This is a genomic window from Candidatus Woesearchaeota archaeon B3_Woes, from assembly GCA_005222965.1.
GTDB lineage: Archaea > Nanobdellota > Nanobdellia > Woesearchaeales > B3-WOES > B3-WOES.
The window spans coordinates 311,220-326,802 of record NJBG01000001.1 but is presented as its reverse complement, the minus strand read 5'-3'; the positions used below and the strand labels follow the sequence as shown (position 1 = coordinate 326,802).

The following is a 15,583-nucleotide window of genomic DNA, read 5'->3' as shown; positions in this document are numbered from 1 at the left end:
GATATTTCCATCTTGATCTTCAACAAATCTTAGAATTGTTTTCTTATTCCAGCCTTTAGCTAGAGCTAGTTCTTTAGGAATAGTTATCTTATACTGTCCATTATTTACTACAACTTTTACCATATTAGTACTAATATATTATTAATTAAATACTTAATTATACCTTAATTAGTACTAATAGTATATAAAGATTGTTGTTTTAGAATATACAATCAACATAAAAATATCATGATCAATTTAGTAATCTTTATATATCTTTAATAACAAATTATTCCCATGAAAAAGATAATTATTCTACTTATGTTTTTGTTGATAATGCCTTTTGTATATGCAAAAGAGTATCATATACCTTTGTTGGCTGTTAGAGAAACAACATCTGGTTTTGAAGGTTCAACTGCAGATCTTTATTTAGAGATACAAAAAGGCAAAGGAAGAATCTTTCTTGATACTTATCCTCTAACAAAACTTGACACACAAATGTCTACAAGATTTGCAAAAGAAATTGCCTGTTCAGAAATAGATTTTGATTGCAGTAATTATGATTTTATTTATACTATAAAATCCGATTCTGTTATTGTTGGCGGGCCTTCTGCAGGTGCTGCAATTACATTATTGACAATTGCAGCTTTAGAAAATTTAGAATTAAATGAAAACATAACAATAACAGGAACTATAAATTCTGGAGGATTAATCGGTCCTGTTGGTGGATTAAAAGAAAAGATAGATGCTGCTTCTGAAATTGGAATTATCACAATATTAATCCCACACGGAGAAAGAACAGCTGAAATTGAAAATATTACAATAGCAGATTATGTAATCAATATATCTATAGAAAATAAATCAATTATTGATTTGATAAAATATGGAAAAAGCAAAGGGGTAAATGTTTTAGAAGTTTCTACAATAGATGAAGTTTTATATTATATAACTGGAAGAGAAATAAAAAAATTGAATCAAACATTAGAGATAGACAAAGAGTATATGGAAACAATGAAATCTGTAACAAATGGTTTGTGTTCAAAAGCACTTAATTTTCAAAAAGAATTATCCATTAATGAATTTGAGGATAGTGATCAAAAAATTTTTGAGAATGCTGTTAATTTAACCAAAAGATACAAAAAAGCAGTAGAAAATGAAAAGTATTATTCTGCAGCATCTTATTGTTTTGGAGCAAATACAAAATTTGCTTATTTAACACTTAAACAAGAAGATCTAACTAATAGTGAAATATTAACAAAAATAACTGAAATAAAAAGCCACATAGCTAATATGAATAAGGTTATTGATGAGAAAAAACTTAAAACAATAACAGATTTAGAAACATATATGATTGTAAAAGAGAGAATTATTGAGGCTGAAGAAAACATAGATAAGGTTTTAGATGTAGAAAACACAACAGAAAAGATCTATTATTTATCCTATGGCATGGAAAGATTAAATTCTGCTATTTCCTGGTCTGTTTTTTTTGATAAAGGCCAAAAAGAATTTGTAATAAATGAAGAAGATATAAAAAAATCATGTATGGATAAGATCTATGAAGCAGAAGAGCGTTATAATTATCTAAATACTTTTTCTTTAAATAATTTTGAAGATACACAAAAAGAGATTAATTTGGCTAAAAATGACCTAGAGAATGGAGATTATGAATTGTGTTTGTTTAAGGCATCAAAAGCAAAAGCAAATTCTGATCTAATATTGAATACAATTGGGGTTGAAGAATCACAATTGCTTGATGTAACTAATCAAAAATTAGATATTATTAAAAATAATATAATAGAGGGTCAACGAGAAGGAGTATTCCCTGTAATAGGGTATTCTTATTATGAATACGCAAATGACTTAAAAGAAAGGGATATTTTTTCGAGCATGCTTTTTGTTGAATATAGTTTGGAGTTGTCTAACTTAGATATATATTTTAAAGAAAAAAGTAAGAAGATTGATTTTAATATTGACTTTGATAATAATGTTGTGAGTTTTGTTTTAATCTTTATTTCTGGATTATTGATAGGTATATGGATAGGAAAGAAAAAGCCTAAGAAATGATTTAAAACCCAGGAGACCTCCGAAGAGGTGTCCTAGGAAAAAGAGGTGATATTTATATTACTATAGAGTGGTATAACTTATATATAAATCTTTCGTTTTTATTCCATTCCTAAGTAGTAACAAATGATTAATATACTGAATATATTGTATATTTCTCTATGGAAAAATCAAAATTTTTTAAAAATATAGAGAAAAGAATAAGAAAAGATATAAGAGTAAATAAGCTGTTTCAGAAGAATGATAGGATATATGTTAAGGATAAATTAAGCAGATTTTTTATAGATAAAATCATAGGCACTTTGCCAAAGACATTTACAAATGATCTAAAAAAGGCCAATAAGAAGGTTATAAAATACACTTTAGATGATGAATGCAATGATTTTCTTGAAAAATTATTCTATAATAAAAAGAAAAAACAAGTCAAAGAAATTAAATTATTAAGAACAATAACAGACAAAGAGGCGCTGTTGTTTTCCAGGTATAATCATATTAAGTTTAGTCCTAATAAGAAGAATAAAAAAATAAAAGAGCTTCTTGATAGTCTTGAAAAATCATATCCTCAGACAAGGTTTAGCTTAGCAAAAAGTATAGAATCTTTGAAATGAAATTAATATTTTTATTAATAATTCTTATTATAAGCGGTTGTGTGTATGATATTACTGGTAATGTGGTAAAAGAAATAGTAGAAAAACCTTTAGTGTTTTTTTGTCCTTATGATCCTTGTGAAGATTTGTTAATAGGATATATAAATAATTCAGATAAAAGTGTACATTGCGCTTTATTCGATATAGATTTAGAGAATGTTTTAAAGACCTTATCTGAAAAAAGCAAAGAGATTGATATTAAAGTTGTAATTGATAATACTAATTTTGACAAAAAGATGAGTGGAAGAGGAATTATTAAAGATACCTCTTCTCAATTAACTCATAATAAATTTTGTGTGTTTGATAATAAAATTTTATGGACAGGAAGCTTTAATCCTACTAACAATGGAGCTTATAAAAATAACAATAATGTTATTATTATTGAATCTAGAAACTTAGCTAATAATTATGAATTAGAATTTAATGAATTATGGAATTATAATTTTGGAAAAGGTCATAAAACAGTAGAACCAATTGTTTACTTAAATAATAAAAAATATGAAAATTATTTTTGCCCTGAAGATAATTGTAAACAACACGTTCTTGATATTTTAGAAAAAGCTACTCAGAGTATATATTTTATGATATTTTCATTTACAGATTTTGATATTGTTGAATTATTAGCTCTAAAAAAACGAGCAGGTTTAGATGTAAAAGGGGTTCTGGAATCAAAAAGAACAAACATGCAATATAACCAATATAACAATTTGGTTATGAATGGAATAATAGTTAAAAAAGATACAAACCCTTATACCATGCACCATAAGGTGTTTATAATAGACAATAAGACTGTTATAACTGGCAGTTATAATCCAACCAAATCTGCCAATACAAAAAATGATGAGAATATATTAATAATACATAATAGAGAGATTGCTCAGAAATATTTAGAAGAGTTTGACTCTTTATTTATAACTTCTTAAGAGTAGTTACAATAGGAAGATTTAAATAGTGCTAATTTTTAGTTTTAATATATGAAAAAATATGATGTTTTTGGAATAGGAAATGCATTAATGGACACTTTAGTTGAAGTTGACGATAGGGATATTAATGATTTAGAACTAAAAAAAGGAACAATGCACTTAGTTGAAGAAGCGCATGTTAGTTTTGTTACAAATTTTTTAAAAAACAAAAATTCTAAAAAACAAGCAGGAGGTTCTGTTTCAAACACTATTGCGGGTGTAGCTAATTTAGGCGGGAAATCTTTTTTTACAGGAAAAGTAGGACGCGATAAATTAGGATTTGACTATGAAATGATTATGATGAGACAAGGAGTTCATTGTGATCTGAAAAAAGATGATGTTGGTACTGGTAATGTAATCTCATTAATAACAAAAGATTCTGAAAGAACATTTATAACATATCTTGGAAGTGCTGTGAAATTTAGTAAAAAAGATATTAATAAAAAAGAATTATTGAAAAGCAAAATATTACATTTAGAAGGATATATGCTTGAAAATTTAAATCTTAGAAAAGCATCTTTACATGCTATGAAAATAGCTAAGAGAAATGGTGTAATTATTTCAATTGATTTATCTGATTCAGCTCTAATAGAAAGAAATTTAGAGGATTTTAAGAAAATAGTAAAAAAATATTGTGATATTCTGTTTTTGAATGAAGACGAAGCAAGATCATTTACAGGTAAAAATGAAGAAGAAGCACTTTTAGATGTTTCTCGTATGGTTAAATTAGCAATAATAAAATTAGGGGAATGTGGTTCTATAATTAAAACTAAAAATAAAGTTTTAAGATTTAAAGCTTATAAACCTAAAAAAGTTGTCGATACAACTGGTGCAGGAGATATATATGCTGCTGGAATTTTGTATAGTATATCTAATAAACTTAGTTTAGAAGATGCTGGAAAAATAGCGTCTTATGCTGCCACAAAAGTTATTGAACAAACAGGCGCTCGTTTGGATTATGAATTAAAAGAACATCTAAATTTCTAGATTTTTTATTAAATCAATTTCCTTATAGAAAAAAGAGGTTATTTTGTTTTTAACATCATCCAAACCAATCCATTCAGAGTTTGTATGCTCTTGACTTAATTTTATATTTTTGTCTAATGGATTTGATAGCTTGCATAGAAAATTAGTCAATTCTATTCTTTGATTATCATCCCTTGTAAATTTTCTTAATGTTAAGGGTCTTACAACTTCAATATTAAGGCCTGTTTCTTCTTTTATTTCTCTTTTAAGACCCTCTATGTGGTTTTCTTCTAGACCTAGTCTTCCCCCTGGTACTTCCCATATACCTGGTTTTTGAACATTATCATCTGATCTTTTTATTATCAACAATTTATTATCATTCATGATAAAAGATTTTGCAGCTAATGAAAAATTTTCAAAATTCATTCTTCTGTTTTAACTTCAGATTCTTCAAAGGATTCTAATCTTTTTTGTCTTGTTTTAGATGAGTAGGCTAAAGGGTCTATAGTTGTTCCATCATCTGCTGCTATAACGTGGGCATCTGTCATTCTGCCTATTTCTCTTGCCTGATAGACTGGATTTGCTTCAATCATATCTTTTCCAAAATGAGTTAGTATTGCAAGTTTTGGATTGACTCTTTTTATTATATTAATTGCATCATCTGAACCAAGATTAAATTCTCTTTTTTTATCAAATGGACCAACTACATTAAGTATTAGTATATCTGCATCTGCATATTCTCTTATTAGTTCAGGATTATATCTTGTATCTGAAGAATATACTAAGATAAACTTTGGTGTAATAAACTTAAAACCGATTGTTTTTGGGTCTGTATGCTTCGCTTTTAACATTACTATTTCAATATTTTCTATACCTACTCTTTGGCCAGGACTAGGTACAATGACTCTTTCTACACATTGTTTGTGGAATTCTGTTATGTAGGGTCTTGTTTTTTCATCACCATTAACCAGAGTATCGTTAGCAATTAATACACCTTTTATGTCAAGTTTATTATGACTCATTGCAGCTAAAACAGCATTAACATCATTGCAATGGTTAATATGAGCGTGACTTACTAATACTGCAGTATTTTCTCTTATATTCACATTATATTTCTTTGCCTGAACTAATGCACCTGGGCCAGGATCAATGTGGAATTGATAACCTTCTGTATTTATTATTATACCTCCAGAAGCTCTAATTTGCTTACTAACTATAACTTCATCCCCTCCAGTTCCTAAGAAAAGTATTTGATTTTCCATATAATCCCCCTCAAGTTAAGTAAGAAGTCTGTGTTTAAATAAATTATGTTTTTTTCTATTAAAACCATAATCCTTAAAAAGCCATAAATATTAGTGTCTTATGGAAGGCTAGACTGGGGGGTTAGCGCTCTCCTGTAACCGTAAATACGCTTTAGACGGAGTCGAAGTTTGGGAGGAGGTGTTGGTTATATTTAAAGGTCTTAACTTGGACGTTGAAGTTCCGTCCTTTGGGATCTGTTTTTTTAGAAACCGAGTCAGGCGGGGAACCGAGCAGCTCTAACTAATTAGATAGATGCTCAATGGGTTGCGGGATGGAGGAAGAGTTGGGGTTGCCTTTGAATATTTCTAATATCAATTTTCAAACGCGCCTTCCACTTAATTTAAAATGTTTGTCCACAATATAGATCCAACATTGTTGAAAATAAGTTTCTTAGAAGTGAGGTTTTATGGAATTGTTTATGCTTTTGGTTTTTTATTGGTTTATTGGCTTATTTATAAGAAAAGAAAAGAGCTTAAAATAACAAGAGATCAAGTCGATAATTTGATATTATTTCTCTTTTTAGGATTGCTTCTTGGAGCCAGGTTTTTTCATTTTTTATTTTCAGATCCTTTGGTTTTTGTAAGAAATCCTTTAGAGATCTTTAGGATATGGCAAGGTGGAATGTCTTTTTTTGGAGCTTTGGTTGGTTGTTTTTTAGCAGCTACTTTTTATTTGAAGAAAATAAAGTTAGATTGGAAAAAATTTGCAGATATAATTGTTATAGCAGCTACAATTGGGCTAATTTTAGGTCGAATTGCCAATTTTATAAATGGTGAATTAATTGGAACACCTTCAAATGTTTTTTGGTGTGTTATATTCCCGAAAATAGACTATGTTTGCAGACACCCTTATCAAATATATGCTTCTTTTTCACATGTAGTTTTATTAGGTATTTTGTTATTTGTTAATAAAATTAAAAATACTAAGAAGTTGAGAAATGGTTTAATATTCACAACATTTGTTATTGGTTATTCTGTTTTAAGGTTTATTACTGACTTTGTTAGGGAAGATGCAAGGATTATTGGATTGACTGTGTGGCAATATCTTTCTGTAATTTTTGTTATTGTTGGTTTATATTTTTTAATCAAACAAAAACTTTATAAGCCTAATCAAAGGAGTAAATTCAAATGAATAATGTTTGGTTATATTCTTTATTGAGCGTGATTATTATAAGTTTAATTTCATTCATTGGTGTTGTAACATTAGCAATAAAAGCTAAGTTTCTTCAGAAAATATTATTATTATTGGTTAGTTTTTCTGCAGGTGCTTTATTTGGAGGAGCTTTTTTACATCTAATTCCAGAAGCTTTGGAAAATATTAGTTCAACAAGAATAGTTTCTTTATTGATTTTATCTGGTATATTATTCTTTCTTATACTTGAAAAATTTATACATTGGAGACACTGTCATATTCCAACATCTAAAAGGCATCCACACCCATTTGCAATAATGAATCTAATTGGAGATGGTCTTCATAATTTTATTGATGGTTTGATAATTGGAGCAAGTTATCTTATTAGTATTCCATTGGGATTTACTACAACAATTGCTGTTATATTACATGAGATTCCTCAGGAGATTGGAGATTTTGGTGTTTTATTACATGGCGGGTTTAAAAAATCAAAAGCTTTATTGTTGAATTTTTTATCTGCTTTAACATCTGTTTTTGGAGTAATTGTTTCTTTGATAATTGGATATAAAGCTATTGAGTTTTCTGTAATTTTGTTGCCAATAGCTGCAGGAGGTTTTATTTATATTGCTGGTTCTGATTTAATACCTGAAATGCATAAAGAATGCAGTGGTTCAAAATCTTTTGCTCAATTATTAAGTTTAGTTTTTGGAATTCTGTTAATGCTTGTTTTGTTATGGTTCTGAGAACATGCTTGTATGCGGGTTTTTCAGAGATAGTTCATAAGCATAATCTGTGAATAATCTAAACATAAGTTCTATTTCATCATTTGTAAAGTTTTTATAACTGATTATTGGTTGATGGGTTCTTGAATATTTGGAAAAATCTTTTGTTAAGATATTCAATTTGTATTTATTTGGGTTTTTGAACTGATCTGTTCCAGGATAGGGTATGAATATGAATGGTATGACTTCATCAAGAAGATTTTCTTTTACTAGTTCTTGTGTTAATTTATAATTATATTTTGCTCTTTCTACATTATCTCCTGGCAAACCAACAACAATGTAGATTCCTGTTTTTTGGTTTCCTTCTTTTGCGTTTTTTAGTGTTTTTTTAATATCACTTAATGAATTAACTTTGTTTATTGATTTTTGAATGTCTTTGTTAAAATGTTCTACACCAAAATGAACAACATCAAAACCTGCTTTTTTTAGTAAATTGGCTATTTCCTTAGGATAATAATTAATTTTTGTATAGCATTTGAAAGATGTGTTACTTTTTATTTCTTTACAGAATTGTTTTACATATTTCTGATTAATTGTAAAATTACTGTCCATAAAAAATATTCTTTTGCATTTTTTATTGTCTAGGATTGTGTCAATTTCTTCTCTAACATGATTAATGTCTTTGTATCTTACCCTATTTCCCCAATACAATGGTTCTGTGCAGAATGAACAATTGTAAGGGCACCCTCTTGTTGATGTGTAGTTAAATTGGAAAAATTTTATGTCTGATTTTTTAATGGTTTTGTTATATTCTTTTAGAATATTGTTGTTTAGTTTTGGTATTATGTGTAAAGATTTTTGATTTTCAGTTGTTTTTATTTGATTATTTTTTTTGTAGCTTATTCCTTTTATGTCTTTTTTATTATTTACAATATCAAGAAAGGTTTGTTCCCCTTCTCCTTTTACTACAATATCAATAAAAGAATTTTTTAAAACTTCTTTATCAAGCCATGTTACATGATGGCCTCCAATTACTGTTTTGATGTTCTGGTTTATTTGTTTTGCAAACTTAAGAATGTCACAGGCAATATTGTACTCTGGAGTTAGACAGGTTGTTGCTATAATATTATATTTTTTTACTTCTTTTTTAAGGATTTTATAGAAATCTTCTTTTTTGTAGTGTCCTGGAATTAGTTTACATTCTACATTGTTTTGCTCTAGAAAAGAAGCTAATTGTAATAATCCTAATTCTCTTGAAAAATATCTTTTGTAATCAGGATTAGAATTATAATACCTTCTGTATTCAACTGGTTGGACAAGAAGAACTTTTGTCATATATTTTGAATGAGTTATTTGTTTATAAATTTGTTCATTGTTTTTAGATAGTTTATTTTAAGAAAGTCCAGGACTATCTACATTTCCTAAATTGTCTGCAATTTCACGTAGGTTAAAATGTTGTTCTGTGTATCTATCAGAAACATCAATATAAGAAAAATCTTTAATTATATTTAATAAATCAATCACATCATATATGGGGTGGGTAGAAGTTACAACTAGATTAGGTTCAAATAACATAATATCTCTGAACATGTTTTTATCCACATTGATTTCCGACCCACAATCCCCTCGAGAAAGTGAACTTGGGTCTTCAACATAAGCAATTTTATTATGTCTTATCACGTTACGGATGTCGAATTTTTTTATGTTCGGATCTCTCCGAACTTGCAAATACTTCTCTATTCTTCTATACTTTCCAGTGATTTTATGTTTTGGTTGCATATGATCAATTCCACTTTCGTAATTTATTGCAGGATCTAGTATTTTTAAAGCATGAGTAACATCATCATAGAATTGTTGCAAAACCTTGTTTGAAATTTCCGGACTTGTGGAGAACTGAACAACATGTTCTCCCAACTCCATTACTTGTTCAAGCATTATAGGTTTGTTCATTAGGAAATAGAGGTTTGAAATAAAATATAAATCTTTCTGAATTATTGAATAAACTACAGTGTTCTTTTAACATATCTTATATATTTTTATATGGTTTGTTCATTGTTTTTAGATAATTGTTTAGTTTTATTTGTATTTTACCTTCTGCTGTTATTTTTGGTGGTTTTGTAAAATTACTTCCAAATTTCATTCCTGCTTTTTCAACTTCTTTTTTGATTTGTTTTGCATATTTAGAATTAAACTGTTTTATTGACGGAAACTTAGTAATTCCATCTGAACCTGCTTTTAATAATAAATGTAGTTCATCTAAATGAGTTAACCAAGAACCTGTAATGATTTTTATTTTTGGAAACTCTTTTCTGATTTCTTTAACCCATTTAACATAATAATTTGAAGTAATTGGTTTGGCTTTTTCAAAAACTGTTTCTTTTTGAGGCTTTAGTCTATAAAATGTGACTCTGTCAACTTTATATTCTCTTATAAATTGTTTTAGAAGTTTAATATCGTTTAGAGTTTCTCCAATTCCTAAGACAATTGTGATTGATTTTTTTAATTTTAATTTGTCACACACTTTAAACATATCTTCAATCTCATATAATGGTTTAGAAGGACAAATTTTATCCCTTAGTTTAGGAGTTATACATTCAACTGTTCCACTAACCCCTTTAACATATGGTTTGAAGAGTTTTAGTTGTTTTTCATTTAGAATTCCTAGATTTAACCATTGTTTTTGTTTTGTAATATTGTATATGTTTTCTAATATATCTAAAATTTCTTTGTCTGATTGACAATTACATCCACCTGAAATGAATTCTATAGGCCAATTACACGCTTTGCATATCATAGCTTCTGCTAGGATGCTTTCTTTTGTTCTTCTGTCTTTTAGAGGATTTGGATTTTTGTTAGTTGTGCTTAAATAACAAAAAGTGCAATCACGTTTAGAGCAAAACCAGTTTATGAATATGGCCCTTTCAAAGTATATTGTTTTCATACAGTTAGAAAGTAAATTAATGTATAAAAGGTTTGGGGTTAGTCCTCATATTAAAATAATTGAGGGATAGAAGCAGTAATTTTTTATAGTATTTAATCATTTTATTATATTAATGGTAAAGAAAAGTAAACAAAAAAAGAAATCTGAAGAAAAAGTTGATTTAGAATTAAGACCTCATCATGTATTAGGTTATATTGGTCATGAAGCCCAACCCGAACTTTATAGTTTGTCTGATGAAAAATATATTTCCAATTTTAGAGAAGGTAAAAGAAAGCAAGCAGAAGAATCCGCAAGACAATCTGGACGGAGTGAAGAATATATTAAGAAATCAGGTGAATATGCATATAATTTTCATTCTGACGAGTTAATCCTTCATGCGAGGGATTCTGTAAAAAGAATCTCTGATGATCCAAATACAAAATTCAAGTATATTTCCAATTTGGATTCAATTTGTGAAGGCTGCGATAAGAAAGAAGAATGTCATGATGAAAAACATGATTCCTATAAGATTGTTCAGCAAGCAGATGCAGATGCTCATAATTGGATGTCTGAGTTGGAGCATGGTAAAATTTATACAGGTCATGATTTAAAAAAATTGGTTAAAAAATACAAGAATTTGTCAAAAGAACATAAATAACATCCATTCTAATTGTAATAAAATGTTTCTAAATAAAAAGGTTTGGGTGAATTTCGTCAGCAGAGTAAGATTAATACATCTTTTTCAATAACTTTAGAATTTCTTTACAGTTTTTTTCTGCTTCTTTTTTACAATCTGTTAGAGTGATTAAACTCTTTTTTTGCTCCATTTTTTGTTTTACTTTATCAATCGCTTCTTCAAAAGGAATTTTTCTTAAACCTAATTCATGTAATAAGATTAAACAACCCTCGATTGTTACGAATTTGAAACATTCTGCATTTTTTACTACTTCTGCTGTCTTTGATTTTGTTGGAACTTTGTTATGATGTGCTTCAATAGAGTTTAGAATTATTTCTTGGTCATTTTTGTTAACTTTCCATTTATTTAAATATTTTTTTGCAAAGTTTGAACTTAGTTTTGGATGATTTTGTTGTATTTTTCCTTTCCAAATTTTGTTAAAGATAGTATGTGAGAGATATAATGAAGTTAAGACTAATTTTTCATCAACTTTATGTTTTTTAGAAAGTTCTTTTCCTTTTTTTATTGCAATTTCTGTTAGTAACCAAGCTGGTGCTTTATTTTTTTTGGTTTGTTTAAACATTAATTCTTTTGATAGTTTGACAATATTCATTCTAATTGTAATAAAATGTTTCTAAATAAAAAGGTTTGTGTTTGTAGTTTTTTTTATCATAAACAGCATTATAAATTAATACAAATCAAATTTAATTAGAAATAAATGGCTTAATAGTTAGAAAGAATTAAATACAAGATATAATAATGATATAAGTATGTGGCAACCAATTGATTTTATTGTACTATTTTTTATAGGCATATACTTCCTGTTATTGATACCCCCCATTACTAAATTTATTAGAAAATTATCAAAAGGGAGACTAAATCCTACAAATAAATATATTATATCTTTAATTTTAGTCTTGGTAGGTATTGCTGCGAGTACGACACCCAAACAGATACCTATTTTTGTTAAAATAATTATATTAATCATATTATATGCATCAACTTTTTCTTGGACATCTAAAAAAAAGAAAAAATTCAAGAAGAGAAGATAGTCTTCTAATGGGTTCTGGGATGAAGAATAATAGAAAACTTTAATATCTTAGTTGTGTTAATTAAAATTATGACCGATATTTATTTATTTTTAGGGCCCCATTTAGACAAACCCGATTTTGAAAGATTAAAATCTAATGTAGGTCAATTATCTAAAGAATTATCAAAAAAAGAAAAATTGATATCTATAATTGAATATGGGGGCCCACCATATCTTCCAAGTTGGACAATCTCTGAAGATGTGGTATCTTCTGATGAAAAATTTAAAGAATATTTTGATGAGCAAAGAACGCTTATCAATGAAGATATTATTTTTTTTATCAAGAATAGAAAAAGCCAACCTAATATCACTACTTCTCCATTCCATGAATTAAATCTAAATCTTCTTTTAGATTTGGGAGCAGAATTAGTCTTAGAGAACGTTCCTTTTGATGAATACAAAAAATTTGTAAGGGATTGTCATAAATTTTTAAGGATAAATATGCCAAAAATGATTATGGAAAATATAAGAAATGGGAATTTTTCAGAACCCCATTTAGACAATGAGAAATTTCAAAAACCAATGAATGATATGAGGGATAGATTTATCGTTCGACAAATTAGATTACTATCTAATCAAAATCCAAAGGCTTCTTTTATGATAGTAAGGGGAAATTGGCATAAAGATTTAGTTGATTTATTAAAGAAAGAAAATTTTAATGTTATTGACGTTTTTTATTGAAGCTTTTAATAATATAGATTCAGTTTCAATATTTTTAAATTACAAAAGTTTATATATTTTATCTAATTTAATAAAACTAAGATGAATGACCTCCAAAAATTAAAAATAAACATCAGTTCTTTATTAGATATAGTTAATTCAGATAAGAAATTTTTTCAATCAATTGTTCCATTTGTAACTAATTTGAATAATGAAGTTAATAATAACCCTATTGATTTAAGTGGATTAGAATTTTTAATGAAAAAAGTAGAATCTTTTTATCAAAGATATAGGTCTAGTGGGAACTCTAGGGTATTGTATATCTCTCCAAAACAAGCTTCTAATTCTGATCCAATTGTTAAAGAAATAATCGAGATTATTGATGTACTAAAAGATAAAGAACCAGATGATATAGAAAAAGAATCTGAAGAAATTAAACAAATTGATTCAAATACTTTAAACAATGAATCTTTAAAATTAAAAGACCAAAAATTATATGAATCATGCAAATCTACATTTGAATCTGAAGACTACTGGAATTTTGTATTTAATGCAACAAGACATTTAGAAGTTAGAATCAGAGAAAAAGCTAGATTAGATGCAACAGATACTGGTACAACTTTAATGAATAAATCATTTCATGTAGATAATGGATGTTTAAGAATTCCTTCTTGTAAAACAGTAGCCGAAGAAGAAGGTTTTTTTCATATATTAAGAGGAATTGTAATGTTTCATAGAAATGCTAAAGGTCATAGAGAAGGAGAAATTGAGAAAGAGAGAGCCCTACAAATAGTTAATTATATTGACTATCTGATAGATATGATTGAATCTGCTGAAAGAAAAAATAAGTAAAGCCTCTGGGGAGATTTGCACTCCCGACCTGCTGATTTCTTGTTATGCTGTTATTATTGCTTTTACGAGTCAGCCGCAATAGCTACTATGCTACAGAGGCACATTTTAATAAGAAAATGAAGTATTTAAAACTTCGTGAGGAGTTCTTCTTTTTTATTCTTCTTTTGACATTGATTACAGACTAAATGTTTTTTTCCTTTGGAATCTTTCATATAGGTTCCAATAGGTTTTTTTAAGAAAGTTTCTTCAACATTACCTTTGCATATGTCACATTTCATGTTTTTACCAAATCTTTTATTATTAATAAATGTTTGCAAACCTTTATAAATTCTGATTTGATTTTGAATTAAGGTGATATTATGAAGATACAAAATATATTAATGATTGTTTTTGCTTTAGCAATATTAACAGGATGTATACAACAAGAAGGAAATACAATAAATGTTCAGGGAGATTCTGAACTTACATTTGATCCTGACCAAGCAAAAGTTGTAGCTGGAATTTCTATCTTAAAGTCAAGTGCAGATGAAGCACAAACAGAAGCAAACAGAGTAATAAATGCCATTTTAAATGGCTTAAAGTCTGAAGGAATTTCAGAAGAAAATATTGAGACAGAAAGATTAAATTTATATGAACAAAAGGAATGGAGAGATGGCAAATCTGAATCAGTTGGATGGAGAGCGACTCAAACATTAAATATAAAGACAGAAGATTTAGGAAAAGTTGGAACTATTGTTGATATCACTGTTAATAATGGAGCTAATCAAATCAATAATATAATGTTTGAGTTAAGCGAAGCAAAAGAACAGGAGTATAAAAAACAAGCATTATCAGAGGCAAGTAAGAATGCCAAGTCAAAAGCAGAAACTATTGCAGATAGTTTAGGAGTTACACTAGGCAAAATAAAGAGTGTTTCAGAAAGTAATTATTATGCCAGACCTTATATTTATGCAATGGCAGAATCTGTTGGTGCAAAAGCAGTTGATGAAGCAGCAACTGTAATGCCATCAGATGTGACAGTCACAGCAAATATAAACATAGTTTATTATGTAAAATAAATTTATTCCTGCAAAACAATATCTGGCAATCCTCTATATTGTTCTCCTTTATCTATCCCATAACCAAATATAAACTTATCAGGAATCTCTCTACCAAGATAATCGATTTGTACATCTGTCTCTCTTCTAGATGGTTTGCTTAACAAACTACATATTCTTACAGAATGAGCTCCTTTTTCATTTAACAAATAATTTTTTAGAAAATCTAATGTTAAACCTGTATCAACAATATCTTCAACTATGATTAAATCCAATCCTTCAACATTTTCTTCAATATATTTTACAATCTCTACATCTCTACTTGATTCTGTTGAGTTGCCATAAGAACTTAGTTTAATTTCATAATCAACAATTTCAAAACTTTGAATACCTAATATCCTTTTTTGGAGATCATCAGAAAAAGTCCTTGCCCCATTAAGAACAGTTACAAGGTATAGTGGGAATTGCTCTTGATGATTCTTAACAATTTCCTGAGCCAATCCATTTACTAAATCTGCTATTTCTTCTTGGCTTATTAGAACTTCAAATTGACCCATTTTGTAATAAAATTGGTTATT

18 protein-coding genes, 1 tRNA gene and 1 other RNA gene are annotated in these 15,583 nt (G+C 27.9%); 12 read left to right on the top strand and 8 right to left on the bottom strand.

All coding sequences use genetic code 11. The annotated features are described in order from the left end of the window. Nucleotides 1-276 precede the first annotated feature (276 nt). From CEE44_01810 to CEE44_01795, 4 genes are all read left to right on the top strand, one after another. Complete coding sequence (locus CEE44_01810) at nt 277-2,043, top strand: hypothetical protein (GenBank protein ID TKJ17248.1); 1,767 nt, start codon at nt 277-279, stop codon at nt 2,041-2,043. A 158-nt stretch (nt 2,044-2,201) separates the two neighbouring features. Beyond that, nucleotides 2,202-2,648, top strand: a complete 447-nt coding sequence (locus CEE44_01805; protein ID TKJ17247.1) for a hypothetical protein — start codon at nt 2,202-2,204, stop codon at nt 2,646-2,648. Then, nucleotides 2,645-3,610 (top strand): hypothetical protein, encoded by a 966-nt coding sequence (locus CEE44_01800; GenBank protein ID TKJ17246.1) that lies wholly within the window; start codon nt 2,645-2,647, stop codon nt 3,608-3,610. The genes CEE44_01805 and CEE44_01800 overlap by 4 nt, the downstream gene beginning before the upstream one ends. 51 nt (nt 3,611-3,661) lie before the next feature. After that, entirely contained in the window at nt 3,662-4,636 is a 975-nt protein-coding gene (locus tag CEE44_01795) for an adenosine kinase (GenBank protein TKJ17245.1), read from the top strand. On the opposite strand, the gene CEE44_01790 is transcribed toward CEE44_01795, so the two are convergent. Continuing rightward, nucleotides 4,625-5,041, bottom strand: a complete 417-nt coding sequence (locus tag CEE44_01790) for a hypothetical protein (protein ID TKJ17244.1) — start codon at nt 5,039-5,041, stop codon at nt 4,625-4,627. The genes CEE44_01795 and CEE44_01790 overlap by 12 nt on opposite strands. Further along, complete coding sequence (locus tag CEE44_01785; GenBank protein ID TKJ17243.1) at nt 5,038-5,877, bottom strand: hypothetical protein; 840 nt, start codon at nt 5,875-5,877, stop codon at nt 5,038-5,040. Before CEE44_01785 ends, CEE44_01790 begins: the two co-directional genes overlap by 4 nt. Nucleotides 5,878-5,978: 101 nt before the next feature. Here CEE44_01785 and ffs point away from each other — a divergent pair. From ffs to CEE44_01770, 3 genes are all read left to right on the top strand, one after another. Beyond that, an RNA gene (gene ffs / locus CEE44_01780) (signal recognition particle sRNA) lies at nt 5,979-6,251 on the top strand. Between the two features lie 11 nt (nt 6,252-6,262). Beyond that, entirely contained in the window at nt 6,263-7,048 is a 786-nt protein-coding gene (gene lgt, locus CEE44_01775) for a prolipoprotein diacylglyceryl transferase (protein ID TKJ17242.1), read from the top strand. Then, nucleotides 7,045-7,791, top strand: a complete 747-nt coding sequence (locus CEE44_01770; protein ID TKJ17241.1) for a ZIP family metal transporter — start codon at nt 7,045-7,047, stop codon at nt 7,789-7,791. The genes lgt and CEE44_01770 overlap by 4 nt, the downstream gene beginning before the upstream one ends. Here the strand turns inward: CEE44_01770 and CEE44_01765 are convergent. The 3 genes from CEE44_01765 to CEE44_01755 form a co-directional block, all read right to left on the bottom strand. Continuing rightward, entirely contained in the window at nt 7,780-9,105 is a 1,326-nt protein-coding gene (locus tag CEE44_01765) for a hypothetical protein (GenBank protein TKJ17240.1), read from the bottom strand. The genes CEE44_01770 and CEE44_01765 overlap by 12 nt on opposite strands. A gap of 57 nt (nt 9,106-9,162) precedes the next feature. Continuing rightward, nucleotides 9,163-9,720 carry a hypothetical protein gene (locus CEE44_01760; GenBank protein TKJ17239.1) on the bottom strand — a complete coding sequence of 186 codons (558 nt, stop codon included), beginning with the start codon at nt 9,718-9,720 and terminating at the stop codon, nt 9,163-9,165. Between the two features lie 76 nt (nt 9,721-9,796). Then, nucleotides 9,797-10,711 carry a radical SAM protein gene (locus CEE44_01755; protein ID TKJ17238.1) on the bottom strand — a complete coding sequence of 305 codons (915 nt, stop codon included), beginning with the start codon at nt 10,709-10,711 and terminating at the stop codon, nt 9,797-9,799. 112 nt (nt 10,712-10,823) lie between these two features. Here CEE44_01755 and CEE44_01750 point away from each other — a divergent pair, with 112 nt between their 5' ends. Continuing rightward, nucleotides 10,824-11,348: a hypothetical protein gene (locus CEE44_01750; protein ID TKJ17237.1), complete on the top strand. Its 525-nt coding sequence runs from the start codon at nt 10,824-10,826 to the stop codon at nt 11,346-11,348. A 70-nt stretch (nt 11,349-11,418) separates the two neighbouring features. Here the strand turns inward: CEE44_01750 and CEE44_01745 are convergent, their stop codons facing one another. Next, nucleotides 11,419-11,979, bottom strand: coding sequence for a hypothetical protein (locus CEE44_01745; GenBank protein ID TKJ17236.1), 561 nt, complete (start codon nt 11,977-11,979; stop codon nt 11,419-11,421). A 157-nt stretch (nt 11,980-12,136) separates the two neighbouring features. Between CEE44_01745 and CEE44_01740 the strand changes: the two genes are divergently transcribed. The 3 genes from CEE44_01740 (at nt 12,137) to CEE44_01730 (ending at nt 13,968) form a co-directional block, all read left to right on the top strand. Continuing rightward, on the top strand, nt 12,137-12,418 hold the full coding sequence (locus CEE44_01740) for a hypothetical protein (GenBank protein TKJ17235.1): 282 nt from the start codon (nt 12,137-12,139) through the stop codon (nt 12,416-12,418). 68 nt (nt 12,419-12,486) lie between these two features. Continuing rightward, nucleotides 12,487-13,137 (top strand): hypothetical protein, encoded by a 651-nt coding sequence (locus CEE44_01735; GenBank protein ID TKJ17234.1) that lies wholly within the window; start codon nt 12,487-12,489, stop codon nt 13,135-13,137. An 81-nt stretch (nt 13,138-13,218) separates the two neighbouring features. Then, nucleotides 13,219-13,968: a TIGR02391 family protein gene (locus CEE44_01730; GenBank protein ID TKJ17233.1), complete on the top strand. Its 750-nt coding sequence runs from the start codon at nt 13,219-13,221 to the stop codon at nt 13,966-13,968. On the opposite strand, the gene CEE44_01725 is transcribed toward CEE44_01730, so the two are convergent. Continuing rightward, nucleotides 13,969-14,068, bottom strand: a tRNA-Thr gene (locus tag CEE44_01725). A gap of 259 nt (nt 14,069-14,327) precedes the next feature. Here CEE44_01725 and CEE44_01720 point away from each other — a divergent pair. Next, nucleotides 14,328-15,026, top strand: a complete 699-nt coding sequence (locus CEE44_01720) for a hypothetical protein (protein ID TKJ17232.1) — start codon at nt 14,328-14,330, stop codon at nt 15,024-15,026. 2 nt (nt 15,027-15,028) lie between these two features. Here CEE44_01720 and hpt read toward each other — a convergent pair whose 3' ends face one another. Next, a complete protein-coding gene (gene hpt, locus CEE44_01715; GenBank protein ID TKJ17231.1) occupies nt 15,029-15,562 on the bottom strand; it encodes a hypoxanthine phosphoribosyltransferase in 534 nt (177 codons plus the stop codon). Between the last annotated feature and the right edge of the window lie 21 nt (nt 15,563-15,583).

Bases quoted from the DNA above. Each gene is read 5' to 3' on its own strand.
- CEE44_01810 (TKJ17248.1), top strand. From the start codon at position 277: ATGAAAAAGATAATTATTCTACTTATGTTTTTGTTGATAATGCCTTTT.
- CEE44_01805 (TKJ17247.1), top strand. From the start codon at position 2,202: ATGGAAAAATCAAAATTTTTTAAAAATATAGAGAAAAGAATAAGAAAA.
- CEE44_01800 (TKJ17246.1), top strand. From the start codon at position 2,645: ATGAAATTAATATTTTTATTAATAATTCTTATTATAAGCGGTTGTGTG.
- CEE44_01795 (TKJ17245.1), top strand. From the start codon at position 3,662: ATGAAAAAATATGATGTTTTTGGAATAGGAAATGCATTAATGGACACT.
- CEE44_01790 (TKJ17244.1), bottom strand. From the start codon at position 5,041: ATGAATTTTGAAAATTTTTCATTAGCTGCAAAATCTTTTATCATGAAT.
- CEE44_01785 (TKJ17243.1), bottom strand. From the start codon at position 5,877: ATGGAAAATCAAATACTTTTCTTAGGAACTGGAGGGGATGAAGTTATA.
- lgt (TKJ17242.1), top strand. From the start codon at position 6,263: ATGTTTGTCCACAATATAGATCCAACATTGTTGAAAATAAGTTTCTTA.
- CEE44_01770 (TKJ17241.1), top strand. From the start codon at position 7,045: ATGAATAATGTTTGGTTATATTCTTTATTGAGCGTGATTATTATAAGT.
- CEE44_01765 (TKJ17240.1), bottom strand. From the start codon at position 9,105: ATGACAAAAGTTCTTCTTGTCCAACCAGTTGAATACAGAAGGTATTAT.
- CEE44_01760 (TKJ17239.1), bottom strand. From the start codon at position 9,720: ATGAACAAACCTATAATGCTTGAACAAGTAATGGAGTTGGGAGAACAT.
- CEE44_01755 (TKJ17238.1), bottom strand. From the start codon at position 10,711: ATGAAAACAATATACTTTGAAAGGGCCATATTCATAAACTGGTTTTGC.
- CEE44_01750 (TKJ17237.1), top strand. From the start codon at position 10,824: ATGGTAAAGAAAAGTAAACAAAAAAAGAAATCTGAAGAAAAAGTTGAT.
- CEE44_01745 (TKJ17236.1), bottom strand. From the start codon at position 11,979: ATGAATATTGTCAAACTATCAAAAGAATTAATGTTTAAACAAACCAAA.
- CEE44_01740 (TKJ17235.1), top strand. From the start codon at position 12,137: ATGTGGCAACCAATTGATTTTATTGTACTATTTTTTATAGGCATATAC.
- CEE44_01735 (TKJ17234.1), top strand. From the start codon at position 12,487: ATGACCGATATTTATTTATTTTTAGGGCCCCATTTAGACAAACCCGAT.
- CEE44_01730 (TKJ17233.1), top strand. From the start codon at position 13,219: ATGAATGACCTCCAAAAATTAAAAATAAACATCAGTTCTTTATTAGAT.
- CEE44_01720 (TKJ17232.1), top strand. From the start codon at position 14,328: ATGAAGATACAAAATATATTAATGATTGTTTTTGCTTTAGCAATATTA.
- hpt (TKJ17231.1), bottom strand. From the start codon at position 15,562: ATGGGTCAATTTGAAGTTCTAATAAGCCAAGAAGAAATAGCAGATTTA.